Below are 25,400 nucleotides of genomic sequence, written 5' to 3'. Positions count from 1 at the left end.
GTGGTTTTCCCCCGCGCGGCCACGGGCAAACGACCGTCGTTTCAGGGCGGAACCGGTGGGTACCCGGGTGAGCATGACACGGTTCGGCTACACCTTGATGACCGAGCAGAGCGGGCCCAAAGACCTTGTCCGTTACGCCCTGGACGCTGAAGAACGCGGGTTCGACTTCGAGGTCTGCAGCGACCACTTCTCGCCGTGGCTGACCTCGCAGGGCCACGCGCCCAATGCCTGGCCCGTGCTGGGCGCGGTCGCCCACGCCACCGAGCAGGTGGGGCTGTGCTCCTACGTGACGTGCCCGACGATGCGCTACCACCCGGCCGTGGTGGCGCAGCAGGCCGCCACGCTGCAGATCCTTGCCGATGGCCGGTTCACCCTGGGCCTGGGCAGCGGGGAGAACCTCAACGAGCACATCGTCACAGGCGCCGGCTGGCCGAACGCGTCGCACCGGCAGGCCATGCTCGGTGAAGCGATCAAGATCATTCGCGAACTGCTCATGGGTGAGACGGTCACATTGCGTGGCGAGCATTTTCAGGTCGACGGAGCGCGGCTCTGGGACCTCCCCGAGATTCCGGTCGCTCTGGCTGTCGCCATGTCCGGAGAGAAGGGCATCGAGCGGTTCGCCACCGCAGCCGACCATCTGATCGCGGTGCGGCCCGACAGGGATCTGGTGCACGCCTGGCACACCGCACGCCACGCGACCGGGCTCGGTGAAGGCGGCCGGGTGATCGGGCAGCTGCCGGTGTGCTGGGACCCCGACCGGGATACTGCGGTGCAGCGTGCGCACGAGCAGTTCCGCTGGTTCGGCGGCGGATGGCTGGTCAACTCCGAGCTGCCGACACCGGCAGCCTTCGCGGCTGCCACCCACTTCGTGCGGCCCGCGGACGTCGCCGAGGCCATCCCGTGCGGACCCGATCTGGAGCCGATCATCGACGCGGTGCGCGCCTACCAAGAGGCCGGATTCACCGATGTCGCGCTGATCCAGATCGGCGGGGAGACCCAGGAGGCATTCCTCGCCGACGCCGCGGAACCGCTGCTGACCGCTCTGCGTGACGGACGGTAGACGGACGGTAACGGTTTCGGTGCGTGGCGCAGGGGGTACAGCGGATTCATGACCGATACCGATAACCCCATCGATGATGCGAGAACCACTCGGCCGCGGGCCGGCATGGTGTTCAAGGACCGGCGCGAAATGCCGGGCCTGGCCATGCTGGTGATGGCGGCGTTGGCGTTGGTGGCCTTCGCGAGCGCTGCCGCGCAGGCCAGCGCGGGCTGGGCGCTGGGCTTCGGGATCGCGGTACTTGTACTCGCGGTCGGCGGCGTGACCTGGATGTTCGCCGGGCGGAACCGCACCGCCCACGCCGCCCACCACCGCAGGTAGACCCCCGCGGCGCAGCGGGCGACCCGGAAGTTCACCCGCGGCGCACATCGGCCCGTGGCATCAGCAGATGCCACGGGCCGATTGTCGCTGTGACTACTTGATCTCGCAGAGCACCGTGCCCTGGGTGATGGCCGCGCCGGCCTCCACTGCCAGGCCGGTGACGGTGCCGTCCTTGTGGGCCGTGACCGGGTTCTCCATCTTCATCGCCTCCAGGACGGCGACCAGGTCACCGGCGGCGACCTCCTGGCCCTCCTCGACGGCCACCTTCACCACGGTGCCCTGCATGGGCGCGGTCACGGCGTCACCGGAAGCCGCCGCTCCGCCGTGCGCGCCACGCTTGCGGGCCTTGGGCTTCTTTCTGAGTACACCGCTGGCTCCACTTCCGGCACCCCCGCCGCCGCCCAGCGCCAGATCACCCGGCAGCGAGACCTCCAGGCGACGGCCGCCGACCTCGACGACCACCTTCTGCCGCGGCTGCGCGTCCTCCTCGTCGAGGGGCTCGCCGGCGGTGAAGGGTTCGATGTTGTTCTCGAACTCGGTCTCGATCCAGCGGGTGTGCACGGTGAAGCCGTTCTCGTCGCCGATGAACGCCGGGTCGCGAACCACCACGCGGTCGAACGGGATGACCGTGGCCAGGCCCTCGACGTGGAACTCGTCCAGGGCGCGACGGGCGCGCTCCAGGGCCTCGGTGCGGGTGGCGCCGGTGACGATCAGCTTGGCCAGCATCGAGTCGAACTGGCCGCCGATCACCGAGCCGGTCTCCACGCCGGAGTCCATCCGGATGCCGGGGCCGGTCGGCGGGTCGAAGCGGGTGACCGGGCCGGGGGCGGGCAGGAAGCCACGGCCGGCGTCCTCGCCGTTGATGCGGAACTCGATGGAGTGCCCGCGCGGCTCCGGGTCCTCGGTGATGTCGAGGGTCTCGCCGTTGGCGATCCGGAACTGCTCGCGGACCAGGTCGATGCCCGAGGTCTCCTCGGTGACCGGGTGCTCCACCTGCAGACGGGTGTTGACCTCCAGGAAGCTGATCAGGCCGTCCTGGCCCACCAGGTACTCCACGGTGCCGGCGCCGTAGTAGCCGGCCTCCTTGCAGATCCGCTTGGCGGACTCGTGGATCTCCTTGCGCTGTGCGTCGGTCAAGAACGGTGCCGGCGCCTCCTCGACGAGCTTCTGGAAGCGGCGCTGCAGCGAGCAGTCGCGGGTGCCGGCGACGACGACGTTGCCGTGCATGTCGGCGATGACCTGGGCCTCGACGTGGCGCGGCTTGTCCAGGTAACGCTCGACGAAGCACTCGCCGCGGCCGAACGCCGAGACCGCCTCACGGGTGGCCGACTCGAACAGCTCGGGGATCTCCTCGATGCTGCGGGCCACCTTCATGCCGCGACCGCCGCCGCCGAACGCGGCCTTGATCGCCACCGGCACGCCGTGCTCCTTGGCGAAGGCCACCACCTCGTCGGCGTCCTTGACCGGGTCAGGGGTGCCCGGCACCAGCGGCGCCTTGGCGCGGGCCGCGATGTGACGGGCGGTGACCTTGTCGCCGAGGTCGCGGATGGACTGCGGGCTCGGCCCGATCCAGATCAGACCGGCGTCGATCACGGCCTGGGCGAAGTCGCCGTTCTCCGAGAGGAACCCGTAGCCGGGGTGGATGGCGTTCGCGCCGGACTGCGCCGCGGCGTCGAGGATCTTCTCGAACACCAGATACGACTCGGCCGAGGTCTGCCCACCCAGTGCGAACGCCTCGTCGGCCAGCCGGACGTGCGGCGCGTCGGCGTCGGGTTCGGCGTACACAGCCACGCTGGGCAGTCCTGCGTCGCGAGCGGCACGGATCACCCGGACTGCGATCTCCCCGCGATTGGCGACGAGCACCTTGGAGATCTTCGAGCTGGCATGGTTCGCCACTGGCCCTCCTGATGGCATGTTTAAGAAATGTCTTTAAGAATGTAGTTCACAGCAGTGTAAGGCGCGACCGCGGAACCTCTTCCGGGTGCCCCTTACGTCGTACGCAACCGCCGCTTGATCCTGGTCAGCATGGCCGACATGCCGCGCAGTCGCAGTGGGCTGATCAACGCGGCCAGACCGAGACGGGAGGCGAAGTCCTCCGGCACGCCCAAGATGACGTCGGCCGGCTGTCCGTCGAGGCCCGCCGCCCAGATCGATGCGAAACCCCGAGTGGTGGGGGCTTCGGCGGGCGCGCTGAAGTACAGCCGCACCCGTTGACGGTCATCGGCATCGACATGCAGGAACAGCGGTGACTGGCACTCGGGCACCGGTTCCATCGCCGATTCGACCAGGTCGTCGGGGAGCGCGGGGAGCTCATCGGCGAATTCCAGCAGCAGTTGCAGCTTGTCCTGTCCCTCGACCTCGGCGAAGTCGGACACCACCTGCGCCAATCCCTCCGGCAGGCTCATCAGGCCGGCACGGCTCCCGGTGCTTCACCGTCGACGACGGGCACCCGCACGGTGTTGCCCCACTCGGTCCAGGAGCCGTCGTAGTTGCGGACGTCAGGCAATCCGAGCAGATAGGTCAATACGAACCAGGTGTGACTGGAGCGTTCCCCGATCCGGCAGTAGGCGACGGGCTTGTCCCCGGGCTTCAGGAAGCCGTAGAGGGCGTCGAGCTCCTCGCGCTTGCGGAACCGCCCGGCCTCGTCGGCGGCCTTGCTCCACGGGATGGACACCGCGGTGGGGATGTGACCGCCGCGCAGCACACCCTCCTCCGGGTAGTCCGGCATGTGGGTGCGTTCGCCGGTGTACTCCTGCGGCGAGCGGACGTCGATCAGCGGCTGTTTGCCGATGATCTGGAGCACGTCGTCCTTGTAGGCGCGGATCGGGGCGTCGTTGCGCTTGACGACGGGGTAGCCGGTCGTGGTCTTCGACGGCACGTCCAGGGTGGTCTCGCGGCCCGAGGACACCCACAGGTCACGACCGCCGTCGAGCAGTCGCACGTCCTGGTGGCCGAACAGGGTGAACACCCACAGCGCGTAGGCGGCCCACCAGTTCGACTTGTCGCCGTAGATCACCACCGTGTCGTCCCGCGAGATGCCCTTGCGGTTCATCAGGTCGGCGAACTGCTCGCCGTTGATGTAGTCGCGGACCGGGGAGTCGTTGAGGTCGGTGACCCAGTCGATCTTGACCGCACCGGGAATGTGGCCGATGTCGTAGAGCAATACGTCCTCGTCGGACTCCACCACGACGAGACCGGGTTTGCCCAGATTCCCGGCAAGCCAGTCGGCTGTCACCAACCTTTCCGGGTGGGCGTAGGACTGCAGGGCGGGGCTGGGATCGGCAGGTACTGGCACGGTGTCGAGCCTACTCAACGCTGCGGGGGTTCGACGCCCACAGTTGGGCGATCGACACGCCGGTCGCCTGTAGCAGCCGGCGCAGCAACGGCAGGCTCAAGCCGATCACATTGGACGAATCGCCCTCGATGCGGTCGACGAACCAGCCGCCACGACCGTCGATCGTGAACGCCCCGGCCACCCACAGCGGCTCTTCGCTGCCGATGTAGTGATCCAGGTCTATTGCCGACGGTTGGGCGAAAAACACTGTGGTGGAACCCACTTGGGCTTCGGACTGGACTACGGCGCCGTCGCGCAGTCGCAGTACGCAGTGCCCGGTGTGCAATGTCCCGACCCGTCCGCCCATCGAGTTCCATTGGGCGCGAGCGGCGTCGGCGGATTCGGGCTTGCCGCGCAGCCGACCGTCGAGCTCCAGCATCGAATCACAGCCCACCACAATGCAATCGCCGGCCAGGTCTGTGGTCAGGTCGGCGGCGACCGCCTCGGCCTTGGCCTTGGCCAGTGCGACCACCACCTGCCCGGCGGGGGCATCGGGGCCCAGCTCGGCGATGACGGCGTCCTCGTCGACGCCCGAGACCACCACCAGCGGCTCGATCCCGGCGCCGCGCAGTACGGCCAGCCGGCCGGACGAGGCGGAGCCCAGGACCAGTCGGGTCACCGGCGGTGCTTTCGGCGCCGGATATTCTCCGCCTCGCTGGCGCTCGGCCTCGTCACCGGCGCATGTGGGTGCGCTCAAGCAGGGTGATGCGCTGCCAGCTGATCAGCGGATAGCGCAGCTTGTCGACCGGGTGGCCCCACAGGTTGCGGTCTTGCACACCGGCTTCGGCGCTGCTGCCGCCGCCGGCCGCGCCCAGCACCGCGACCAGAGCCGCGATCTCGGCATCGCTGGGGTTGCCCCGCAGCACCTGGATGTGCGGCTCGGCGGCCCGCTGCTCGTCGGCCGCTGCCGGTGTCTCGTCCGTCATAGCGGAATGTTCCCGTGCTTCTTGGGCAGCGGCTGGACGATCTTGCGTTCCAGTAGCCGCAGCGAGGTCGCGATGTAGCCGCGGGTGTGCGACGGCGGGATCACCGCGTCGACGTAGCCGCGCTCAGCGGCGACATACGGGTTCACCAGAGTGTCCTCGTACTCCTGTTGCAGCTGCAGCCGCAGCGTGTCGACGTCCTCGCCGTTCTTGGCGGCCTCCGACAGCTGAGAGCGGTAGACGAACCCGACCGCGCCGGACGCGCCCATCACGGCGATTTGTGCGGTGGGCCAGGCCACGTTGACGTCGGCGCCCATTTCCTTGGAGCCCATGACGCAGTACGCGCCGCCGTAGGCCTTGCGGGTGATGACGGTGATCTTGGCGACGGTGGCCTCACCGTAGGCGTAGAGCAGCTTGGCGCCGCGCCGGATGATGCCGTTGTACTCCTGCTCGGTGCCGGGCAGGAAGCCGGGCACATCCACCAGCAGCACGATCGGGATGTTGAAGCAGTCGCAGGTCCGGATGAACCGGGCGGCCTTCTCCGAGGCGTTGATGTCCAGGCAGCCGGCGAACTGGGTGGGCTGGTTAGCCACGATGCCGACGGTGCGGCCCTCGATACGGCCGAAGCCGACGACGATGTTCTGGGCGTAACCGGACTGGACTTCCAGGAACTCGTCGTCGTCGAGGATCCGGGTGATGACCTCGTGCATGTCATACGGCTGGTTCGGCGAGTCCGGGATCAGGGTGTCGAGTTCGATGTCCTCGGCGGTGAGGTTGTCCTCGATGGCACCTTCAACCGCAGCAGCCGGGTAGCGCGGCGGGTCCGCGTAGTTGTTCGGCGGCAGGTAGCTCAGCAGGTCGCGGACGTACTCGAAGGCGTCCTGCTCGCCGGAGGCGACGTAGTGCGCGGTACCCGACTTGCCCATGTGGGTGTGGGCGCCGCCGAGCTCCTCCTGGGTGACGTCCTCACCGGTGACGGTCTTGATCACGTCGGGGCCGGTGATGAACATCTGGCTGGTCTGGTCGACCATCACGATGAAGTCGGTCAGCGCGGGGGAGTAGACGTGGCCGCCGGCGGCCGCGCCCATGATGAGCGAGATCTGCGGGATCACTCCGGAGGCGAGGATGTTGTTGCGGAAGATCTTGCTGTAGAGGCCGAGCGAGACGACGCCCTCCTGGATGCGGGCGCCGGCGCCGTCGTTGATGCCGATCAGCGGGCGGCCGGTCTTCATGGCCAGCTCCTGAACCTTGACGATCTTCTCGCCGTAGACCTCGCCGAGGCTGCCGCCGAACACGGTGGCGTCCTGGCTGAAGATGCAGACCTCGCGGCCGTCGATGGTGCCGTAACCGGTGACCACACCGTCGCCGAGAGGACGCTTGTCGCCCAGGCCGAAGTTGGTGCTGCGGTGCTTGGCCAGCGCGTCGAGCTCGACGAACGACCCCTCGTCCAGCAGGGCGTAGACCCGCTCGCGGGCGGTCAGCTTGCCCTTGGCATGCACCTTGTCCACCGCGGCCTCACCGACCGGGTGCAGGGTCTCCTCGGTACGGCGCTTGAGGTCGGCGAGCTTGCCTGCGGTGGTGTGGAGGTCGACGACGTGATCGGCTCGGGCCTCTACATGGGCGTCGGAAACGCTAGTCATAAGAAACGATCTTAAAGTGTGGGCCCTCGGATCGCCCGACCGGACCGGTTACGGCACGTCGTCGTCTTCTCGGGGTTCGCTGTCGCGTAGCAGTTTTTCGGGGTGGTGGTAGGTGTTGGTGCGTGGTTGGCCGTGGTCGAGGTGGGTTGGGGGCAGGGTTTCGGTGATGCCGTTGTGGCGTTTGCGGGTTTGCCAGCCGTGGGAGAGTAGTCGGTGGTGGGGGCGGCAGCGCAGGGTGAGGTCGTTGATGTCCGTGCGGCGGGTGTGTGCGTAGTCGTTGTTGTGGTGGACTTCGGTGAGTTGGGCGGGCACGGTGCAGCCGGGGTGGGTGCAGCCGCGTTCTTTGTCGTAGAGCACCAGTCGTTGGCCGGGGTTGGCGAGGCGTTTGGTGTGAAAGAGCGCGATTTCTTTGGCGCCGTTGTAGATGCGTAGGTAGTGGTGGGCCTTCGAGGCCAGGGCGATGAGGTCGCGGACGGGTAGCCAGGTGCCGCCGGCGGTGGTGGCTTTGCCGGCGGCGGATTGCAGTTCGGCGAGGCTGAGGGAGACCACGACGGTGGCGGGCAGTCCGTGGTGGCTGCCGAGTTCGCCGGAGGCCAGCAGGTTGGTGGCCATGGCCGCCAGGGCGTCGTGGTTGCGTTGGGCCGCGCTGCGGCGGTCGGCGTCGATCTGGGCCTGTGATGGGGTGCCCGAGTGACAGGGGGTGTCGTCGTCGGGGTTGCACATGCCGGGTGCGGCCCAGCGGGCCAGGACGGCGTCGAGGGCGGCGCGTGCTGCCGGGTCGAGGTGGCCGGTGATCGCGGTCATGCCGTCACGGTCTTGGGGGCCCAGGGTGATGCCGCGGCGTTGGGCTCGGTGTTGTTCGGCGCGTTCGTCGGGTTCGTCGCCGTCGGGGTGCAGGTGATCGGCGAGGCGTTGGGCCAGCTTCGCTAATTCATCCGGGCGGCATCCGCCGGCCAGTTCGGTCAGATGCGCCTCGGCCTGGGCCAGGGTGCCTGCATCGATGTCGGTGGGTAGGTAGTCGAAGAAGGAGCGGATGACGATCACGTGGCCGGTGCCGAGGCGTCCGTTGCGTTGGGCGGCGGCCACCACCGGCAGCAGCGGCTCCAGCGGTTCGCCGGTCAGGGCGCGTCGTGGCCCCAGGTCGGCGGCGTCGTCGATCCGGCGTTTGGCGTCACTGCGGGTGATGCGCAGGGCATCGGCGAGGACCCAGTTGGGTTTGCCGCCGATCTCGGCGGGGTCGGTGGCGGCCAGGAGGTTGACCAGGGGATGCTCGACGGCGGGCAGGCGCCGGCGCAGGGTTTCGCAGCGCTTCAGCAGGTCCAGGCATTCTCGCGGGGTCAGGGCGGAGAAGTCCAACTCCAGTGCCCGGTCCAGATCGGCCGACAGGGCGTCGAACGCTTCGACCACTGTCTCCCGATCACTCGAACACATGTGCTAATTGTAGCGGCGCCCACCGACACGCGCAGACGCCAAAACCACAGTGACACAAGTGAATACAGTGATAAACGAGGTTTGGTTTACCCGTCCAGGGTCCGCGGGTACGCAGTCCTGATGAAGCCCGACGTTGCGATCACCCACCCGGATCGGGTGCTGTTCCCTGCGTCAGCCACCCACGCCGCGCTCACCAAGAACGACCTCGTCGACTACTACCGCGAGATAGCGCCCGTCATGGTGCCGCACCTGGATGGTCGTCCACTCACTCTGACGCGATTCCCCGGCGGCATCGAGGAGGAGGGATTCATTCAGCAGAACTTCGCCACGTCGCTGCCCGACTGGATAGACCGTGCCGAGGTCGCCCGGAAGTCCGGTACCGGCACCGTCGTGCATCCGGTGGTCCGGCGGCGCGAAGCTCTGGTGTGGGCCGCCAATCAGGACTGCGTAACCCTGCATTCGTGGTTGTCGCGCAAGCCGCACTTGGATGTTCCGAACCGGTTGGTGTTCGACCTGGATCCGGCGGGCGATGACTTCGCGGTGCTGCGCGACACCGCCCGAGCCATCGCCGAGGTGCTCCGGGCGCTGGAGCTGACGCCCTACGTGCAGACGACGGGCTCGCGCGGCCTGCACGTCGTCGCGCCGGTGCGCGGTAGCGCCGACTTCGACACCGCTCGCGAGTTCGCCCGTGCTGTTGCACAAGCCGTCGTCGACGACGATCCGGCGCACCGCACGAGTGAGATCCGAAAGAGCGGCCGCGGCGGCCGCCTATACGTCGACGTCATGCGAAATGTCTACGGGCAGACGGCGGTAGCGCCGTACTCGGTACGGGCACGTCCAGGTGCGCCGGTCGCCACCCCGCTGGAGTGGGACGAGCTCGAGGATCGCGGCATGCGTTCGGATCTGTTTACACTGCGCGACGTATCCAAGCGAATGGTCGAACGCGACGACCCGTGGGCCGGTATGGGGAGGCATGCGCGTTCCCTGGCCCGGGCTATGCGGCGGTCAGGTGTGGAGGGCTTTGGTCCTCGGTGACCTGCTGGACGAACTCGCCGATGTAGCGGATGGCCCGCCGGCCTTCGGGGAGCACGTCGGCCGCCAGAGGAAAGTCGTGAATCTGGCCGTCCCACAGGTGCAGATCGCACCGGACGCCGGCGGTATCCAAACGCTGGGCCATGATTTCGGCATCGGGCAGCAACAGTTCGTCGGAGCTGGCGTGGATGGTCACCGGCGGCAGCGACGACAGGTCGGCATCCACCGGCGACGCGGCGCGGGCGCGGAGCAGATAACGGCTGAACACCGACAGCGCCCCGCACGGGAACATCGCGCATCGGTCCGCATTGCGGTGGCGCAGCTTCGCTGCCGGATTGGCGTCGGTGAACGGTGAGATAACGGCTATGCCCGCGGGTTTCACCTTCTCCGAATGCTGGGCGGCCAAGACGGTCATGAAGGCCAGATAGCCCCCAGCCGAATCCCCGGCAACCACAATCTGTTCCGGGGAATAGCCGTGACGGAGCAGCCAGCGTAACCCGCTCAGGGCGTCTTCGATCGCATCGGACATCCGGTGCGAGGGCAACATTCGATAGCCGACGTTGAGCACGCAGGCATTGGCGGCCCTCGACAGCCGCGCTGCCAGCGAACGGTGAGTATTGAGTCCACAGGTGAGGAACGCGCCGCCGTGCAGATAGAGAATCGCCTGTTGCGCCGAGGTTCCCGCTGCCTGAATCCGCTCGGCCACACAATGACTCAGACGGACGCGCAGGACCTCGGCGGAACCGCCGTACGGCACCAGACCGGCGAACCGGTCGACCGACGCGAACGGCCAGGCGAGGTCAGGCCGGATCGCCCAGGCGCGTACCACGTTCTTCACGAAGAACCGACTGGTCAGCGACACGGCGACCGACTGTGTGCTGCGACGACGGTGAACTCGTCGCCGTAACCCCCTGGTGACCATGGCGATCACCTCCTCAACATCTGCAATCCGCATACCCCGCGGCCGGGCGTTTCAACCGGTACGGCCACGCCACCGCCCGTAGGCTGGCGAAATGGAATCTCAGCCGCCCCGGCCGCCGCTGGACGCCACCGTGCTGCGCGACGGACTGGCCGGACCCGGCCTGCCCTGGCGCAGCCTGGACGTCATCGCCGAAACCGGCTCCACCAACGCCGACCTGCTGGCCCGCGCCGCGGCGGGTGGCGACATCGACGGGGCGGTGCTGCTGGCCGATCACCAGACCGCCGGCCGCGGCCGGCACGGCAGGCAGTGGAGCGCCCCACCGCGCAGCCAGCTCGCACTGTCGGTCGGGGTCGCCGCCGACACCGTGCCTACGTCGGGATGGGGCTGGCTGACACTGGCCACCGGCGTCGCGGTGGCTGACGCGCTCGCGGAGGCCGGCCTGCAGGTCGGGCTGAAGTGGCCCAACGACGTCATCGCCAAAGACGGCAAGCTGGCCGGAATCCTCGCCGAGGTGGCCACGCCCAAGCAACCCCCGAAACCCGTCATCGTCGTCGGGCTCGGCCTGAACGTGACGATGACCGCCGACGAGGCGCCGGACCCGGCCGCCGTCTCGCTGGCGATGCTCGGTTCCTCAGTGCTCGACCGGAATATCTTGGCGGACAAAGTACTTCGTCACCTCGCGGCGCGGATCTCGGCCTGGCGAACGGCCGGCGGGGCCGATGACGCACTGGCCGCGGACTACCGGCGGCACAGCTGCACGCTGGGCGAGCGGGTACGCGCCGACATGCCGGGCGAGCAGCGGGTGGAAGGCGTCGCGCAGGCCATCGACGAGACGGGGCGGCTTGTCATCGACACCGGCGGCCAAACCGTGACGGTATCGGCCGGCGACGTCACCCGGCTGCGGCCGAATTAGGGCCGGTCGTGGGTTACCCCGAGAGCGTGCTGGCCGACGACGAACATGTGGTGCTGCACCGCCACCCGCACGTCAAGCGGCTGATCGGGCCGATTCTGGCCCTCCTGCTGGTCACCGCCGGCGCCGGCTTCCTGGCGGGGATCGTCAACCCCCTCGCCTGGGATCCCACCGCCAAGAACGTCGTCGTCGGGGTGATCGGGGCGATCTGGCTGGTGGTGGTCGGCTGGCTGGCGGTCCTGCCGTACCTGAACTGGTTGACCACCCACTTCGTCATCACCGACCGCCGGGTGATGTTCCGGCACGGGTTGCTCACCCGCAGCGGCATCGACATCGCATTGGCACGCATCAACAGTGTGGAATTCGTCCACGGGTTCATCGACCGGATACTGCGCACCGGCACCCTGGTCATCGAGTCGGCGTCACAGGAACCGTTGGAGTTCTACGACATTCCGCGGGTGGAACAGGTCCACGCGCTGTTGTATCACGAAGTCTTCGACAGCCCGTCCGTCGGCGGCTGAGACGCAGGCCGCCGGAACAGTGTCACCACACCGGTATCCGGGCCGCCGTCCAATTCGGCGTCCTCGAGGGCTTCGGCGAGCGCACCGGTCTCCAGAGTCGCACTGAGCGCAGCGTCGTCGCTGCGGCCGAACTCGTCGGGGAAGACCCAGCGCCGAAACGCCCAGAACCGGAACGCCATCTGCAACAGATTGCCGATGATGTAGGCCGAGATGAAGTCGGCGATGTTCTCAACAGTGAGGGACACATTGGGCGCCCGCAGCTGCAGCACGTAGCTGGAGAACCACAGCGGCGCCATCGACAGCAGCACGCCGACGGCGCTGACCCCGAAGAACAGCAGCGCCTCGTGGTGGCGTTCCCGGCCGCCCCGTGCCTTGAAGCTCCACTCGCGGTTGAGGATGTAGGACGCGATCACGGCCACGATCCCGGAGATGACCTTGGCGGTGACGGGCTTGGGCGACAGGATCGTCAGCTTGAGTGTGTAGAACAGCGCCGAGTCGATCACGAAGGTGGTCGCGCCGACGATGGCGAACTTGATCAACTCGTGGTGGCGCTCGGCCAGGGGTCGGATCACCCGCGGCAGGCGGGCGATGGTGGCGTCGGTAAAAGACACAAGTTGCCAGTGTACGGACTCTGCGGGTCTCCCGCCTAACGACTGGATAACGACCTCTGCCGGCGGTCGTGACACGATATTGCCCGTGTCTGCGCCTTCCACGTCCCCCGCAAGCGGGCGTTACCCCTTGGTCGCCATGGTCGGCGGCGGCCAGCTGGCCCGGATGACCCATCAGGCGGCGATCGCGCTCGGTCAGCGGCTGCGGGTGCTCGCCGCCGACGCCGACGAACCGGCGGCCCAGGTCAGCCCGGATGTGGTGATCGGATCGCACACCGACCTCGACGCCCTGCGCCGGGCCGCGGCCGGGGCCACCGTGCTCACGTTCGACCACGAGCACGTCCCAGGTGAGTTGCTGGAGAAGCTGGTCGCCGAGGGCGTCACCGTGGCGCCGCCGCCGGCCGCGCTGCTGCACGCCCAGGACAAGCTGGTGATGCGGCGCAAGCTGGCGGCGCTGGGGGCGCCGGTGCCGCGATTCGCCGCCATCGAGACTGTCGACGCAGTCGACGAGTTCGCCGTCGTGACGGGTGGTCCGATGGTGATCAAGGCGGCCCGGGGCGGCTACGACGGGCGCGGGGTCTCGATCGTCGACGACGCCGAGCAGGCCCGAGCCGCTGTGGCCGACTACCTGGCCGCCGGGGTGGCGGTGCTGGCCGAGGAACGAGTCGCGATGCGTCGCGAGCTCTCCGCGCTGGTCGCCCGCTCACCGTTCGGTCAGGGCGCGGCGTGGCCGGTGGTCGAGACCGTGCAACAGGACGGGATCTGCGTGACGGTGATCGCGCCGGCTCCGGATCTGTCCGACGAATCAGCTGCTGCGGCACAGCGATTGGCGCTCCGCCTGGCCGACGAGTTGGGTGTCGTCGGGGTGCTGGCGGTCGAGCTGTTCGAGACGACGGACGGCGCCCTGTTGGTCAACGAGCTGGCAATGCGTCCGCACAACTCCGGCCACTGGACCATGGACGGCGCCGCCACCAGTCAGTTCGAACAGCATCTGCGCGCGGTGCTGGACTACCCGCTGGGAGCCACCTCCCCGGTGGTTGCGGTGACCGTGATGGCCAATGTGCTGGGTGCTGCGGAACCGCCGACGATGACGATGGACGAGCGGCTGCACCACCTGTTCGCCCGCTATCCCGACGCGCGAGTGCACCTGTACGGCAAGGGCGAACGGCCCGGACGCAAGATCGGGCACATCAATCTGCTCGGGGATGACTTGTCGGAGTGGGCGAAGCTGCGTGAACGGGCCGAAAGCGCGGCACACTGGTTGTCGCACGGGGAATGGAGCGATGGATGGGACCCGCATGAGTGAGCACAAGCCCGGACCCCGGGTCGGCGTGATCATGGGCAGCGACAGCGACTGGTCGGTGATGGAGGAGGCGGCGCTGGCGCTGGCCGAGTTCGAGATCCCCTTAGAGGTCGGGGTCGTCTCGGCGCACCGCACCCCGCAACGGATGTTCGACTACGCCCGCGACGCAGCGGGCCGGGGCATCGAGGTGATCATCGCCGGGGCGGGTGGCGCTGCGCACCTGCCGGGGATGGTGGCTTCGGCCACACCGCTGCCGGTGATCGGGGTCCCGGTGCCGCTGGCTCACCTGGACGGGTTGGACTCTTTGCTGTCGATTGTGCAGATGCCGGCCGGCGTGCCGGTGGCGACGGTTTCCATCGGCGGCGCACGCAACGCGGGTTTGCTGGCGGCGCGTATTCTGGGCTCCGCCGACGCGACGATGCGGGCCCGGATGGTGGCATTTCAGGATCGGTTGGCCGACGTCGTGCTTGCGAAAGACGCCGCGCTTCAAGGTAAAGTTACCGGCGAGTAGCTTAGGAGGCTGTGATGGCTGGGTGGGCCGGGAATCCCTCGTTCGATCTGTTCAAGCTCCCTGAGGAGCATGATGAGTTGCGGTCGGCGATTCGGGCGTTGGCGGAGAAGGAGATTGCTCCGTACGCCAAGGATGTCGACGAGAAGGCGCGCTTCCCCGAGGAGGCCCTGGTGGCGCTGAACGCCTCGGGCTTCAACGCCGTGCACGTGCCCGAGCAGTACGGCGGTCAGGGTGCGGACTCGGTGGCGGCGTGCATCGTCATCGAGGAAGTGGCGCGGGTGTGTGCCTCGTCGTCGTTGATCCCGGCGGTGAACAAGCTCGGCACGATGGGCCTGATCCTGTCCGGTTCCGAGGAACTCAAGGCGCAGGTGCTGCCGGGTCTGGCGGCCGGTGAGGTGATGGCCTCCTATGCGCTCTCCGAGCGTGAGGCGGGCAGTGACGCCGCGGCGATGCGCACCCGGGCCAAGGCCGACGGAGACGACTGGATCCTCAACGGGTCCAAGTGCTGGATCACCAACGGCGGCAAGTCCAGTTGGTACACGGTGATGGCGGTGACCGACCCGGACCTGGACGCCAACGGCATCTCGGCGTTCATGGTGCACATCGACGACGAGGGCTTCACCATCGGGCCCAAGGAGCACAAGCTCGGCATCAAGGGTTCGCCGACAACGGAGTTGTATTTCGAGAACTGCCGGATTCCCGGCGACCGGATCATCGGGGAGCCCGGTACCGGATTCAAGACCGCGCTGCGCACGCTCGATCACACCCGGCCGACCATCGGTGCCCAAGCCGTGGGTATCGCCCAGGGCGCGTTGGATGCGGCGATCGAATACACCAAGGACCGCAAGCAGTTCGGGAAGAACATCAGCAGCTTCCAGGGTGTGCAGTTCATGCTCGCCGACATGGCGATGAAGCTGGAGGCCGCCCGGTTGATGGTGTATTCGGCTGCGGCGCGCGCCGAGCGTGGCGAGACCGGTCTGGGATTCATCTCGGCGGCGTCGAAGTGCTTCGCCTCGGATGTGGCCATGGAGGTCACCACCGACGCTGTGCAGTTGTTCGGTGGCGCGGGCTACACCACCGACTTCCCGGTGGAGCGGATGATGCGCGACGCCAAGATCACCCAGATCTATGAGGGCACCAACCAGATTCAGCGCGTCGTGATGAGCCGGCACCTGCTGCGCTGATCAGTCCACCGACGCTAGGAGAGGCTTCATGCCAGGACTTCTGCCCGAAGTAGACCCAGACGGCCTTCTGGAGTACTCCGTCGTCTACACCGACCGGGCGCTCAACCACATGTCCGCGCGCTTCCAGGACGTCATGAACGACGTCTCGGCCATGCTGCGCGAGGTGTACCACGCCGACGTGGCAATCGTGGTGCCCGGCAACGGAACCTGCGGGATGGAGGCGGTGGCGCGCCAGTTCGCCAACGACGCCGAGGTACTCGTCGTCCGCAACGGGTTCTTCAGCTACCGGTGGAGTCAGATCCTTCAGACCGGCCGCATCACCGACCGCATCACCGTGCTCAAGGCGCGCCCGACCGGCGACGGCGACCAGGCGCCCTTCGCGCCCGCGCCCATCGACGAGGTCGAGGAGGCGATCGCGCGGACCCGGCCGGCGGTGGTGTTCGTCCCGCACGTGGAGACCGCCAGCGGAATCCTCCTGCCCGACGACTACTTGGCGCGCCTCGGCGCGGCGACAGCGGCGGTGGGCGGCCTGCTGGTCCTGGACTGCATCGCCTCGGGCGTCGTCTGGGTCGATATGGCAGCGCTCGGCGTCGACGTATTGGTGACCGCGCCGCAGAAGGGCTGGAGTGCCGACCCGGGCTGCGCCGCGGTCTGCCTGTCCAGCCGGGCGGCGGAGGTCATGGAGCGCACCCAGAGCACCAGCTTCGCGCTGGATCTGAAGAAATGGCGCGACATCATGGTGGCCTACGAGAACGGTGGCCACGCCTATCACGCGACCATGCCGACCGGGGTCATCAGAGGCCTGCGCGACGCCATGGCCGAGACCCGCGCGCGCGGCTTCGGCGCGGTGCGCGAGCAACAGTTCGCCCTGGGGCGCAAGGTGCGTGCGCTGCTGGCCGAACGCGGCTTCCCCAGCGTGGCCGCGCCGGGATTCGAAGCGCCCGGCGTGGTGGTCAGCTACACCACCGACCCCGAGATCCGTACCGGGAAAAAATTTCTGGCCCAGGGGCTTCAGACCGCGGCGGGAGTGCCGCTGCAATGCGACGAACCGGCGACGTTCAGCACCTTCCGGGTGGGCTTGTTCGGCCTGGACAAGCTGGCCGATGTCGAGGGAACGGTGGCGCGGTTGAGCGCCGCGATCGATCGGATCGGCTGAGCCCACCGCGGCCCTGCAGTTGTTCGGCGGTGCAGGAGCCGGTGCGCCAAACCGCGTCTGAGTCGTTGCAACGGTGATGCAACCCGGCCAGCCCTACCTTGTGTGTGATCGCAGCCACAGTTCGCACATGAGGAGGAATTATGGCGGTCTATCGCCAACCCGGCGCCGAAGGCTCGCTGATGTCGTTCTCGTCGCGCTACGACAACTTCATCGGCGGCCAGTGGGTGCCGCCGATCAGCGGCAACTATTTCGAGAACCGCACCCCGGTGACCGGTCAGGTGTTTTGCGAGGTCGCCCGCTCCACCGCGGCCGATATCGACCGGGCGCTGGACGCCGCGCACGCGGCGGCACCGGCCTGGGGTAAGGCTTCCCCGGCCGAACGGGCGAAGGTGCTGAACCAGATCGCCGATCGGATGGAGCAGCATCTCGAGGCGCTCGCGGTGGCCGAGTCGTGGGACAACGGCAAACCGATCCGGGAGACACTGAACGCCGACCTGCCGCTCGCGGTCGACCACTTCCGCTATTTCGCAGCGGCGATCCGCGCCCAAGAGGGTGCGCTCAGTCAGATCGACCAGGACACCGTCGCCTATCACTTTCACGAGCCGCTGGGGGTGGTGGGCCAGATCATCCCGTGGAACTTCCCGATCCTGATGGCCACCTGGAAGCTGGCGCCCGCGCTGGCAGCCGGCAACGCGGTGGTGCTCAAACCGGCCGAGCAGACTCCGGCCTCGATCCTGTACCTGATGAGCCTGATCGCAGACCTGCTGCCGGCCGGAGTGCTCAATGTGGTCAACGGATTCGGCGCCGAGGCCGGAAAGCCGTTGGCCTCTTCGAACCGGATCGCCAAGGTGGCGTTCACCGGAGAGACCACCACCGGGCGCCTGATCATGCAGTACGCCAGCCAGAACCTGATCCCCGTCACGCTGGAGTTGGGCGGCAAGAGCCCGAACATCTTCTTCGCCGACGTGTTGGCAGCCGACGACGAATTCCGCGACAAGACTCTGGAGGGCTTTGCGATGTTCGCCCTCAATCAGGGCGAGGTCTGCACCTGCCCGTCGCGGGCGTTGGTTCAGGACGACATCTACGACGAGTTTCTGCACTTGGCCACGATCCGCACCAAGGCGATCCGGCAAGGTGACCCGCTGGACACCGCGACCATGATCGGGGCGCAGGCCTCCAACGACCAGTTGGAGAAGATCCTGTCCTACATCGAGATCGGCAAGGACGAGGGCGCCACGATTGTCGCCGGCGGACAGCGCGCCGACCTCGGCGGGGAACTGTCCGGCGGGTACTACGTGCAGCCGACCGTCTTCACCGGTCATAACAAGATGCGGATCTTTCAGGAGGAGATCTTCGGCCCGGTCCTCGCGGTCACCTCTTTCCGCGACTACGAAGACGCCATCGCAAAGGCCAACGACACGCTGTACGGACTCGGCGCCGGGGTGTGGAGCCGCGACGGCAACACCGCCTACCGGGCCGGCCGCGACATTCAGGCCGGCCGGGTGTGGGTGAACAACTATCACGCCTACCCGGCGCACGCCGCGTTCGGCGGCTACAAGCAGTCCGGCATCGGCCGGGAGAACCACAAGATGATGCTCGACCACTACCAGCAGACCAAGAACCTGCTGGTGTCCTACTCCACCAGCGCCCCGGGATTCTTCTGAGCCGCAACCCAGTTGAAGGAATCCACCCTCGAAGATAGGAACGAACGATGACCAGCGCCTCCCAAACCGCCCGCACAGCCGCGCCGCCCATCGCAACCATGCAGGCCGCGATTGTCACTGAATTCGGTGCGCCGCTGCAGGTTTCCGAATTGCCGTTGCCCACCCCCGGTTACCGGGAAGCTCTCGTGAAGCTCGAGACCTCCGGCGTATGCCACACCGACCTGCATGCCGCACAAGGTGACTGGCCGGTCAAGCCGCAGCCGCCGTTTGTTCCGGGCCATGAGGGATACGGCACTGTGGTCGCACTCGGTCCGGGTGTCGACGATCTCGAGGTGGGCGACAAGGTCGGCAACGCCTGGCTGTGGTCGGCGTGCGGACGTTGCGAATACTGCCACACCGGCCGGGAAACCATGTGCGAGAAGCAGCAGAACGGCGGGTACGCGGTCAACGGCAGCTTCGGTAGCTACATGTTGGTCAACGCAGACTATGCGGCCCGAATCCCGGACGGCGCCGACCCGGTGGAAGTCGCACCGATTCTGTGCGCCGGTGTCACCGTCTACAAGGGCCTGAAGCGAACCGAGACCCGGCCCGGCCAATGGGTGGCGATCTCCGGCATCGGTGGGCTCGGCCACGTCGCGGTGCAATACGCCCGGGCGATGGGGATGCGGGTGCTGGCCGTCGACGTCGACGACCCGAAGCTGGCGCTGGCCGCTCGGCTGGGCGCCGAGATCACCCTGAACGCGCGCACTGTCGACGTGGCCGCCGAAGCCCGCAAGCTCACCGGCGGAACGCATGGTGTGCTGGTCACCGCGGTGCATCCCCAGGCGTTCGCGCAGGCGATCGGGATGGCCCGCCGCGGCGGCACCATCGTCTTCCTAGGCCTGCCGCCCGGGGACTTCCCGGCGACGATCTTCGACATCGCGGTCAACGAACTGACCATCCGGGGCTCGATGGTCGGTAGCCGGCAGGACCTGGCCGAGGCGCTCGACTTCTATGCCCGCGGTCTGATCAAGCCCATCGTGACCACCGCCAAGCTGGAGGACATCAACGACATCTTCCACCGGATGGACCGCGGACAGATCGACGGCCGGATGGTGATCGATTACCGGTAGCGGGAGGTTGTTACGCCCGGTTGGCGATCGGACTACCCTGGGAGCACCGTATGGGGCCGTTGCGCGAGTTGGAGCGTGATGCAATGCCGATCGAGGGAATCGCCGACGAGCGGAACCTGAGGTCGACGTTGCGCGACATCCACGAACGGTTCGTCGCCGGGGGAATCGACGCTGCATACCTGGGTACGACGCCGCTGTCGCCGGTGATTGCGCAGAGCTGGCAGCGCAGCCTGGCTGGAGGGGTCGATCCCGACGGCCCGCCGCAGCAGGTGATCTCCGATGAACTGGCCGCGGTGCGTGACGGGCATCCGCTGACGGCGGCGATGCCGGTGATTCGGCAGCTGTTGACCGATGATGCGGCGTCTTCCGGGGTGGTGGTGGCCGTAGTCGGCGACGACGGCACGCTGCTGTGGGTGGAAGGTGATCGTCGGGTGTGCCGACGCGTCGAAGCGATGAACTTCGTGCCCGGCGCCGACTGGAGCGAAAGTCGGGTGGGAACCAACGCACCCGGGACCGCGCTGGCGCTGGATCGCCCGGTGCAGATCCGCGGAGCGGAACATTTCTCCCGCGCGGTGCACCCCTGGAACTGTACGGCGGTGCCCGTCCATGACCGTGCCACCGGTGCGGTGATCGGCGCTATCAACGTGACCGGTAGTGGCCGGGTGGTCACCCCGACCACTCTGGCCTTGCTGCGCGCGACGGCGGTCGCGGTGGAGAACCAGTTGGCGCTGCTGCGGCTGGCCGGTGTGGGGACCAACCCGGCGGTGAGCGCCCGCCTGACGGTGCTGGGCCCCGGGCCGTCGCGCTGGGTGGTGACCGACGCCGGTGGGCACGCTCGGGTGACGACCCTGAGCGGTCGGCACGCCGAGATCTTGGCGTTGCTCAGCCGTCACCCCGAGGGATTGACCGCCGACCATCTGGCGATACTGCTCGACGAAACCGACCTCGACCCGGTCACGATTCGCGCCGAGATGTCGCGACTGCGCAAGGCCATCGGCGCCGACTTCATCGACTCCCGGCCCTACCGGCTGCTCAAACCGATCAGCAGCGATATCGGCGATGTACTGACCGCCCTGGATGCGGCCGATGTCCGGACCGCGATGGGGCAGTACCAGGGACCGCTGCTGCCCCGGTCGCTGTCGCCCGGCATCGGACGGCTGCGCACCGAACTGAGCACCAGCATGCGTGGCGCGGTGCTGGCGTCGGGCAATACGGCCGCGATGCGGCAGTGGCTGGATCTTCCCGAGGGCCGGGACGACCGTGAAGGGTGGCAGTTGCTGCACGACACCGCCAACGGCGATACGGCGGTCTGCGCGCGGGCCCGCGGTCATCTGGCCGGGCTGGACTCTGAGCTGGCCTGAATCAGCGGCGTCGTAGCGGATCACTGCGCGGGTCAAGGGCTGTGGAATTTGGAATACGCCGGCGCCGGAGAGCTCCTAAGCTTTCGGGGATGACACAGCGCGAGACCGAACGCCAGGCGCGCCAGCAGCGTGCCGATATTGACGCGCTTTACGAGCTGGTCGAAGGCGTCGACCGGAAGGTTGACGCACTTGATACCAAGCTCAACGGTCGGATCGATGCGCTGGATACCACGCTCAACGGTCGGATCGATGCGCTGGATACCAAGCTCAACGGTCGGATCGATGCGCTGGATACCAAGCTCAACGGTCGGATCGATGCACTTGATACCAAGCTCGGTGGTCAGATCCAAACGGTCGGCGGCCAGCTCAGCGAGGTGCTGGAGCTGCTCCGCGGTCGATAGCCGGTCTCAGGCCAGCATCGTGCCGGTCGCCAGGTAACGGGTGTGCCAGGACAGCGCCTCGTCGAGCACGTGTGGGGTGTGCCGCCTGTGGGGCCGGACTGTATCGCCCGATCCAGATAATCCTGCAGCTGACCGCGTGTGGCTATCGACCGGTCCGGATCGCTTCGAAGACACTCGGGTCGACCAGTGTCGAGGTGTCACCGAGCTCGCGGCCCTCGGCGACGTCACGCAACAGCCGGCGCATGATCTTACCGCTGCGGGTCTTCGGCAGCTCCGGAACCACATGCACCATGCGGGGTTTGGCGATCGGGGAGATCTCGGCGGCCACGCGCGTCCGCAGTTCGCCGATGATCGCGTCGTCGACGTCGGACCAGTCGCTGTAGCTCTTGGCCACCACCACGAACGCGCAGATGCGCTGGCCGGTCTGCTCGTCCGCGGCACCCACCACCGCCGCCTCGGCGACCGCGGGGTGGCCCACCAGCGCCGACTCCACCTCAGCGGTGGAGATGCGGTGCCCGGCCACATTCATCACGTCATCGACTCGGCCCAGCACCCAGATGTCGCCGTCGGCGTCGTAGCGGGCGCCGTCACCGGCGAAATACCAGCCCTGCTCGGCAAACCGCGACCAGTAGGTGTCGATGAAACGCTGTCGATCACCCCAGATGCCGCGGGCCATCGCCGGCCACGGCTGATCGACCACGAGGTACCCGGTGACAGGTTCGGCGGAGCCGTCGGCGGGTGCGATGCGGTTGCCGTCGTCGTCGACGATCATTGCCGAGATGCCCGGCAGCGGGGTCATCGCCGCACCCGGTTTGGCCGCGGCGATCCCGGGCAGCGGGCTGATCATGGCGGCGCCGGTCTCGGTCTGCCACCAGGTGTCGACGACCGGCAGGGTGTCGGCGCCGATCACCTGGCGGTACCAGCGCCAGGCCTCCGGGTTGATCGGCTCACCGACCGAGCCGAGCAGCCGCAGACTGGTCAGGTCGTGGGCGTCGGGCACCTCGGCGCCCCATTTCATGAACGTGCGGATCAGCGTTGGCGCGGTGTAATAGATTGTCACGCCGTATTTTTCGATGATCTCGAAATGCCGATGCTGGTCCGGGAACTCGGGGGTGCCCTCGTAGATAACCTGGGTGGCGCCGTTGGACAGCGGACCGTAGACGGCGTAGGTGTGGCCGGTGACCCAGCCGATGTCGGCGGTGCACCAGAACACGTCGGTGGCCGGCTTGAGGTCGAAGATCACCTGGTGGGTGTAGGCGGCCTGGGTGAGGTAGCCGCCGCAGGTGTGCACGATGCCCTTCGGTTTTCCGGTGGTGCCGGAGGTGTAGAGCAGAAACAGTGGCTGTTCGGCGGGGAAGGCCTCGGGGGTGTGTTGCGGGGCGGCGGTTGCCATGACGTCGTGCCACCACAGGTCGCGGTCGTGCGTCCAGGCGACGTCGCCGCCGGTGCGACGCACCACCAGGACGTGGGCCACGGTGCTTTCTTCGGGGGCGGTGCTCAAGGCTTCGTCGACGGCGGGTTTGAGGGCGGCGGCGACCCCGCGACGGTATTGGCCGTCAGAGGTGATGACGAGTTTGGCGGCCGCGTCGTTGATCCGGTCGCGCAGCGCGTGTGCGGCGAAGCCGCCGAACACCACGGTGTGCAGCACGCCGAGACGGGCGCAGGCCAGCATGGCGATGATGGCTTCGGGGATCATCGGCAGGTAGATCGCCACCCGGTCCCCGGCGACCAGGCCCAGGGTGGTCAGGGCGTTGGCTGCGCGGGAGACGTCGGCTTGCAGGTCGGCGTAGCTGATGGTGCGGTGATCGCCGGGTTCGCCCTCCCAGTGGATGGCGATGCGGTCGCCGTGGCCGGCGGCGACGTGGCGGTCGATGCAGTTGTGGGCAACGTTGAGCCGTCCGTCGGCGAACCAGCGGGCGAACGGGGCGTCGGTGTAATCGAGTACCTGGGTGAAGTCGGTGTCCCAGTCCAGCCGGCGGGCCTGAGCCGCCCAGAAACCCAACCGATCGGCCTCGGCATCCGCGACGTCAAGAACGGTGTCGATCACTGTCACGGTGCTGCTCCCTACCTGCATGGTGTGGCGGTCGCCACCCAAGATACGAATCACCACGTTGCAGCACCGTTGCAGCGCCAGTCGATCCCAGGGAAGTCAGCCGCGTGCGAAATCGATGCCGGCCAGATGCCCGGCCGCGCCGGCGCGCAGCACCGGGGGGTTGTGGCTGTTCTGGTGCAGCAGCTCCCAGCCGTCCCGGTCGTCACGCCCCTTGGGGGTATCCGGCCAGCGGCGCAGCATCGCCAGTCGAGACCTTCCTCAACGCCCTGGCGGTGCGGGCTCTAATACAGGCAACCCGATCAGGCCGTCACGGCCGGCCGCACGCTGTGCGATCTGGCCGACAGCGGAAAGGTCGGCGACGAGATCCCGTGATGCATCAAGTCATCCCTGAAGGGGTGGGGTTCTGTCAAGGCGTTGGTGACCAGGTAATTTGCTGATTTTCGGCCTCCGTGTGGGCGGCATCGGGTAAGGGCCGGGGTCAAGACGCAGCGCCCGCAGCGTGAGCGAGGACGAACGGTCTTGATGCCGGGACCGTGCCGATGCATACTTCGGCGGATGCCGGAAGATCAGCGGCGCGAGTGTGGTTGTGGGCCTTCTCCAACTGTGATGGTGTGCAGGTACTTTGGGGCAGGGCCGGACTTTTCCGGCTGCCGGTCATCCCTTCGCCCAGCTGTGGTGGGCATGGAGCGGTGCGGTAGCAACACGCGGGGTCAATCAAGAGGGCGACCACGCCGTTGGGGGGTCAGACAAAATAGCGACCGCGCACGTGTTGCGTCCGGAGTGCTCACGCCGCCCGGGCTTTGTCGAGCGCGCGGATGTGTCCGTCGCGCAGTCCGTAGTAGACCAGTGTGAGCAGTTTGCGTGCCGCGGCAACCTTGGCGATGTTCTTGCCGCGGCGAGCTTCGATACGGTCCTTGTCGGCCGCGATCTTGGCCGTCGTTGGGTGGCGCTGCACCGCCTCGATCGTCGCCCACCGAACCAGCTTGGAGCCTTGTTTGGTGATATGCCCGCGATGCACGACAGTGTCGGACTCGCGGTGGCGCGGGGTCAGCCCGGCCCAGGAGCAGAGTTGGGCCGGACCGGTGAAGCGACCGACGTCACCGATCTCGGCGACGAACACTGCCGCCAGCACCGGTCCGATACCGGGCACCTGCTGGATGGCTTGATAGCCGCGGTCAGCGTTGAGCCGTTCGGCGATCAACGCGGCAAACCGTTCCTCGTGGCCATTGAGGGTATCGATCAATTCCAGCAGCGAGCGGACCCGTTCTGTGTAGGCGGGGCGCAGGGGCACCTTGGCCAGTCGTTTGCGGCCAGCAACGCCGAACAGATCCGACACCGCGATCAACACGCCGGCCTTGGCCAGCACGGCATGGACCTGGGCTTTGAGCCCGGATCGGATTGCGACCAGCTTGGCCCGGTAGCGCACCAGTTCGCGTAACTCGCGGGTGGTCGGTGGTGCGATCCAGGCCTCGGGCAGGCGACCCATCCGCAGCAGATCGGCCAGATCACCGGCGTCGCGCACGTCGTTTTTCACTCGTCGGTATCGAAACCCTTTGACTCCCAACGGGTGTGCCAGATGCACCTGCGCTCCGTGGGCTTGCAGCACATCGACCGCCCAGTACCAACCGTAGGTTGCTTCGAGCACCACCTCAGGGTCAGTGCCGGCGTCCTCGAGCTGCAGTCCCAACGCGACTGGGTCGTTGACGATCCGTACTGCCGAGAGCTGCTCGCCGGACTCGGATTGGCGCACGATCACCGACCGCTGCCGATGCAGATCGATCCCGACGAACTGCTTGCCGTCATACTCGTTCATAGGGGCCTCCCATGATTCGTGGATAGTGAACACCCCCAGCATCCGCCGGGAACGCTACGAGGAGCGGAGGCCCCGCCCCTTCATCGCATCAAGATGCCCGCGAAATCTGATCCATGCATCACGTAAGAATGCCCGCGAAATCG

General features: G+C 67.5%; 25 protein-coding genes. 13 read left to right on the top strand and 12 right to left on the bottom strand.

Annotated features, from left to right (window positions below; genetic code table 11):
• Positions 1–73 precede the first annotated feature (73 nt).
• Complete coding sequence (locus K6T84_RS16165; RefSeq protein WP_225402006.1) at positions 74–1,060, top strand: TIGR03557 family F420-dependent LLM class oxidoreductase; 987 nt, start codon at positions 74–76, stop codon at positions 1,058–1,060.
• 48 nt (positions 1,061–1,108) lie between these two features.
• Positions 1,109–1,378 (top strand): hypothetical protein, encoded by a 270-nt coding sequence (locus tag K6T84_RS16160; RefSeq protein WP_225401891.1) that lies wholly within the window; start codon positions 1,109–1,111, stop codon positions 1,376–1,378.
• A gap of 93 nt (positions 1,379–1,471) precedes the next feature.
• Here the strand turns inward: K6T84_RS16160 and K6T84_RS16155 are convergent, their stop codons facing one another.
• The 7 genes from K6T84_RS16155 to K6T84_RS16125 all read right to left on the bottom strand — a co-directional run bounded on the left by K6T84_RS16155 (position 1,472) and on the right by K6T84_RS16125 (position 8,706).
• The gene (locus K6T84_RS16155) at positions 1,472–3,274 is read right to left on the bottom strand and encodes an acetyl/propionyl/methylcrotonyl-CoA carboxylase subunit alpha (RefSeq protein ID WP_224862050.1); all 1,803 of its coding nucleotides are present in this window, start codon (positions 3,272–3,274) and stop codon (positions 1,472–1,474) included.
• 92 nt (positions 3,275–3,366) lie between these two features.
• Positions 3,367–3,783 carry a SufE family protein gene (locus tag K6T84_RS16150; RefSeq protein ID WP_224862048.1) on the bottom strand — a complete coding sequence of 139 codons (417 nt, stop codon included), beginning with the start codon at positions 3,781–3,783 and terminating at the stop codon, positions 3,367–3,369.
• A complete protein-coding gene (locus K6T84_RS16145) occupies positions 3,783–4,673 on the bottom strand; it encodes a sulfurtransferase (RefSeq protein ID WP_224862046.1) in 891 nt (296 codons plus the stop codon). The genes K6T84_RS16150 and K6T84_RS16145 overlap by 1 nt, the downstream gene beginning before the upstream one ends.
• A 10-nt stretch (positions 4,674–4,683) precedes the next feature.
• On the bottom strand, positions 4,684–5,331 hold the full coding sequence (locus K6T84_RS16140; RefSeq protein ID WP_224862044.1) for a Maf family protein: 648 nt from the start codon (positions 5,329–5,331) through the stop codon (positions 4,684–4,686).
• Between the two features lie 52 nt (positions 5,332–5,383).
• Complete coding sequence (locus K6T84_RS16135) at positions 5,384–5,638, bottom strand: acyl-CoA carboxylase epsilon subunit (RefSeq protein WP_225396873.1); 255 nt, start codon at positions 5,636–5,638, stop codon at positions 5,384–5,386.
• Positions 5,635–7,275 carry an acyl-CoA carboxylase subunit beta gene (locus K6T84_RS16130; protein ID WP_225401890.1) on the bottom strand — a complete coding sequence of 547 codons (1,641 nt, stop codon included), beginning with the start codon at positions 7,273–7,275 and terminating at the stop codon, positions 5,635–5,637. The genes K6T84_RS16135 and K6T84_RS16130 overlap by 4 nt, the downstream gene beginning before the upstream one ends.
• Positions 7,276–7,323: 48 nt before the next feature.
• On the bottom strand, positions 7,324–8,706 hold the full coding sequence (locus K6T84_RS16125; protein ID WP_225401889.1) for an HNH endonuclease signature motif containing protein: 1,383 nt from the start codon (positions 8,704–8,706) through the stop codon (positions 7,324–7,326).
• Positions 8,707–8,823: 117 nt separating this feature from the next.
• Here K6T84_RS16125 and ligD point away from each other — a divergent pair, with 117 nt between their 5' ends.
• Positions 8,824–9,741: a non-homologous end-joining DNA ligase gene (gene ligD / locus K6T84_RS16120; protein ID WP_225402005.1), complete on the top strand. Its 918-nt coding sequence runs from the start codon at positions 8,824–8,826 to the stop codon at positions 9,739–9,741.
• On the opposite strand, the gene K6T84_RS16115 is transcribed toward ligD, so the two are convergent.
• Complete coding sequence (locus tag K6T84_RS16115) at positions 9,701–10,660, bottom strand: alpha/beta hydrolase (protein ID WP_225399852.1); 960 nt, start codon at positions 10,658–10,660, stop codon at positions 9,701–9,703. The two genes, ligD and K6T84_RS16115, sit on opposite strands and share 41 nt — an antisense overlap.
• A gap of 91 nt (positions 10,661–10,751) precedes the next feature.
• On the opposite strand from K6T84_RS16115, the gene K6T84_RS16110 reads away from it, so the two are divergent.
• Complete coding sequence (locus K6T84_RS16110; RefSeq protein WP_225396871.1) at positions 10,752–11,573, top strand: biotin--[acetyl-CoA-carboxylase] ligase; 822 nt, start codon at positions 10,752–10,754, stop codon at positions 11,571–11,573.
• A gap of 8 nt (positions 11,574–11,581) precedes the next feature.
• On the top strand, positions 11,582–12,091 hold the full coding sequence (locus K6T84_RS16105) for a PH domain-containing protein (RefSeq protein ID WP_224862036.1): 510 nt from the start codon (positions 11,582–11,584) through the stop codon (positions 12,089–12,091).
• Here K6T84_RS16105 and K6T84_RS16100 read toward each other — a convergent pair.
• The gene (locus tag K6T84_RS16100; protein WP_224862034.1) at positions 12,055–12,702 is read right to left on the bottom strand and encodes a GtrA family protein; all 648 of its coding nucleotides are present in this window, start codon (positions 12,700–12,702) and stop codon (positions 12,055–12,057) included. The genes K6T84_RS16105 and K6T84_RS16100 overlap by 37 nt on opposite strands.
• A gap of 79 nt (positions 12,703–12,781) precedes the next feature.
• Between K6T84_RS16100 and K6T84_RS16095 the strand changes: the two genes are divergently transcribed.
• The 8 genes from K6T84_RS16095 to K6T84_RS16060 all read left to right on the top strand — a co-directional run bounded on the left by K6T84_RS16095 (position 12,782) and on the right by K6T84_RS16060 (position 21,391).
• The gene (locus K6T84_RS16095; protein ID WP_224862032.1) at positions 12,782–14,005 is read left to right on the top strand and encodes a 5-(carboxyamino)imidazole ribonucleotide synthase; all 1,224 of its coding nucleotides are present in this window, start codon (positions 12,782–12,784) and stop codon (positions 14,003–14,005) included.
• Positions 13,998–14,513, top strand: coding sequence for a 5-(carboxyamino)imidazole ribonucleotide mutase (gene purE, locus K6T84_RS16090; RefSeq protein ID WP_225401888.1), 516 nt, complete (start codon positions 13,998–14,000; stop codon positions 14,511–14,513). Before K6T84_RS16095 ends, purE begins: the two co-directional genes overlap by 8 nt.
• Before the next feature lie 14 nt (positions 14,514–14,527).
• Positions 14,528–15,697, top strand: coding sequence for an acyl-CoA dehydrogenase (locus K6T84_RS16085; RefSeq protein WP_224862027.1), 1,170 nt, complete (start codon positions 14,528–14,530; stop codon positions 15,695–15,697).
• Positions 15,698–15,725: 28 nt separating this feature from the next.
• Positions 15,726–16,853: an aminotransferase class V-fold PLP-dependent enzyme gene (locus tag K6T84_RS16080; protein WP_224862025.1), complete on the top strand. Its 1,128-nt coding sequence runs from the start codon at positions 15,726–15,728 to the stop codon at positions 16,851–16,853.
• Positions 16,854–16,993: 140 nt separating this feature from the next.
• The gene (exaC, locus tag K6T84_RS16075) at positions 16,994–18,517 is read left to right on the top strand and encodes an acetaldehyde dehydrogenase ExaC (RefSeq protein ID WP_224862023.1); all 1,524 of its coding nucleotides are present in this window, start codon (positions 16,994–16,996) and stop codon (positions 18,515–18,517) included.
• A 47-nt stretch (positions 18,518–18,564) separates the two neighbouring features.
• A complete protein-coding gene (adhP, locus tag K6T84_RS16070; RefSeq protein ID WP_224862021.1) occupies positions 18,565–19,629 on the top strand; it encodes an alcohol dehydrogenase AdhP in 1,065 nt (354 codons plus the stop codon).
• 83 nt (positions 19,630–19,712) lie between these two features.
• The gene (locus K6T84_RS16065; protein WP_225401887.1) at positions 19,713–20,990 is read left to right on the top strand and encodes a helix-turn-helix domain-containing protein; all 1,278 of its coding nucleotides are present in this window, start codon (positions 19,713–19,715) and stop codon (positions 20,988–20,990) included.
• Positions 20,991–21,079: 89 nt separating this feature from the next.
• Positions 21,080–21,391, top strand: coding sequence for a hypothetical protein (locus K6T84_RS16060; protein WP_329786706.1), 312 nt, complete (start codon positions 21,080–21,082; stop codon positions 21,389–21,391).
• A gap of 142 nt (positions 21,392–21,533) precedes the next feature.
• Here the strand turns inward: K6T84_RS16060 and acs are convergent, their stop codons facing one another.
• The 3 genes from acs to K6T84_RS16045 form a co-directional block, all read right to left on the bottom strand.
• Positions 21,534–23,444, bottom strand: coding sequence for an acetate--CoA ligase (gene acs / locus K6T84_RS16055; RefSeq protein WP_224972561.1), 1,911 nt, complete (start codon positions 23,442–23,444; stop codon positions 21,534–21,536).
• 96 nt (positions 23,445–23,540) lie between these two features.
• Positions 23,541–23,684: a hypothetical protein gene (locus K6T84_RS16050; RefSeq protein ID WP_224972560.1), complete on the bottom strand. Its 144-nt coding sequence runs from the start codon at positions 23,682–23,684 to the stop codon at positions 23,541–23,543.
• A 544-nt stretch (positions 23,685–24,228) separates the two neighbouring features.
• Entirely contained in the window at positions 24,229–25,257 is a 1,029-nt protein-coding gene (locus K6T84_RS16045) for an IS110 family RNA-guided transposase (RefSeq protein ID WP_224864811.1), read from the bottom strand.
• Positions 25,258–25,400 lie beyond the last annotated feature (143 nt).

Source organism: Mycobacterium zoologicum, from assembly GCF_020181635.2.
In the GTDB taxonomy this organism is placed as follows: domain Bacteria; phylum Actinomycetota; class Actinomycetes; order Mycobacteriales; family Mycobacteriaceae; genus Mycobacterium; species Mycobacterium zoologicum.
The sequence above is the reverse complement of the archived record's forward strand: the minus strand, read 5'-3'. Positions and strand labels throughout refer to the sequence as shown.

Coding starts and splice junctions, on each gene's coding strand:
- K6T84_RS16165 (WP_225402006.1), top strand. CDS start 74: ATGACACGGTTCGGCTACACCTTGATGACCGAGCAGAGCGGGCCCAAA.
- K6T84_RS16160 (WP_225401891.1), top strand. CDS start 1,109: ATGACCGATACCGATAACCCCATCGATGATGCGAGAACCACTCGGCCG.
- K6T84_RS16150 (WP_224862048.1), bottom strand. CDS start 3,783: ATGAGCCTGCCGGAGGGATTGGCGCAGGTGGTGTCCGACTTCGCCGAG.
- K6T84_RS16135 (WP_225396873.1), bottom strand. CDS start 5,638: ATGACGGACGAGACACCGGCAGCGGCCGACGAGCAGCGGGCCGCCGAG.
- K6T84_RS16130 (WP_225401890.1), bottom strand. CDS start 7,275: ATGACTAGCGTTTCCGACGCCCATGTAGAGGCCCGAGCCGATCACGTC.
- K6T84_RS16125 (WP_225401889.1), bottom strand. CDS start 8,706: ATGTGTTCGAGTGATCGGGAGACAGTGGTCGAAGCGTTCGACGCCCTG.
- K6T84_RS16115 (WP_225399852.1), bottom strand. CDS start 10,660: ATGGTCACCAGGGGGTTACGGCGACGAGTTCACCGTCGTCGCAGCACA.
- K6T84_RS16110 (WP_225396871.1), top strand. CDS start 10,752: ATGGAATCTCAGCCGCCCCGGCCGCCGCTGGACGCCACCGTGCTGCGC.
- purE (WP_225401888.1), top strand. CDS start 13,998: ATGAGTGAGCACAAGCCCGGACCCCGGGTCGGCGTGATCATGGGCAGC.
- K6T84_RS16085 (WP_224862027.1), top strand. CDS start 14,528: ATGGCTGGGTGGGCCGGGAATCCCTCGTTCGATCTGTTCAAGCTCCCT.
- K6T84_RS16080 (WP_224862025.1), top strand. CDS start 15,726: ATGCCAGGACTTCTGCCCGAAGTAGACCCAGACGGCCTTCTGGAGTAC.
- exaC (WP_224862023.1), top strand. CDS start 16,994: ATGGCGGTCTATCGCCAACCCGGCGCCGAAGGCTCGCTGATGTCGTTC.
- adhP (WP_224862021.1), top strand. CDS start 18,565: ATGACCAGCGCCTCCCAAACCGCCCGCACAGCCGCGCCGCCCATCGCA.
- K6T84_RS16065 (WP_225401887.1), top strand. CDS start 19,713: ATGCCGATCGAGGGAATCGCCGACGAGCGGAACCTGAGGTCGACGTTG.
- K6T84_RS16060 (WP_329786706.1), top strand. CDS start 21,080: ATGACACAGCGCGAGACCGAACGCCAGGCGCGCCAGCAGCGTGCCGAT.
- K6T84_RS16050 (WP_224972560.1), bottom strand. CDS start 23,684: ATGCTGCGCCGCTGGCCGGATACCCCCAAGGGGCGTGACGACCGGGAC.
- K6T84_RS16045 (WP_224864811.1), bottom strand. CDS start 25,257: ATGAACGAGTATGACGGCAAGCAGTTCGTCGGGATCGATCTGCATCGG.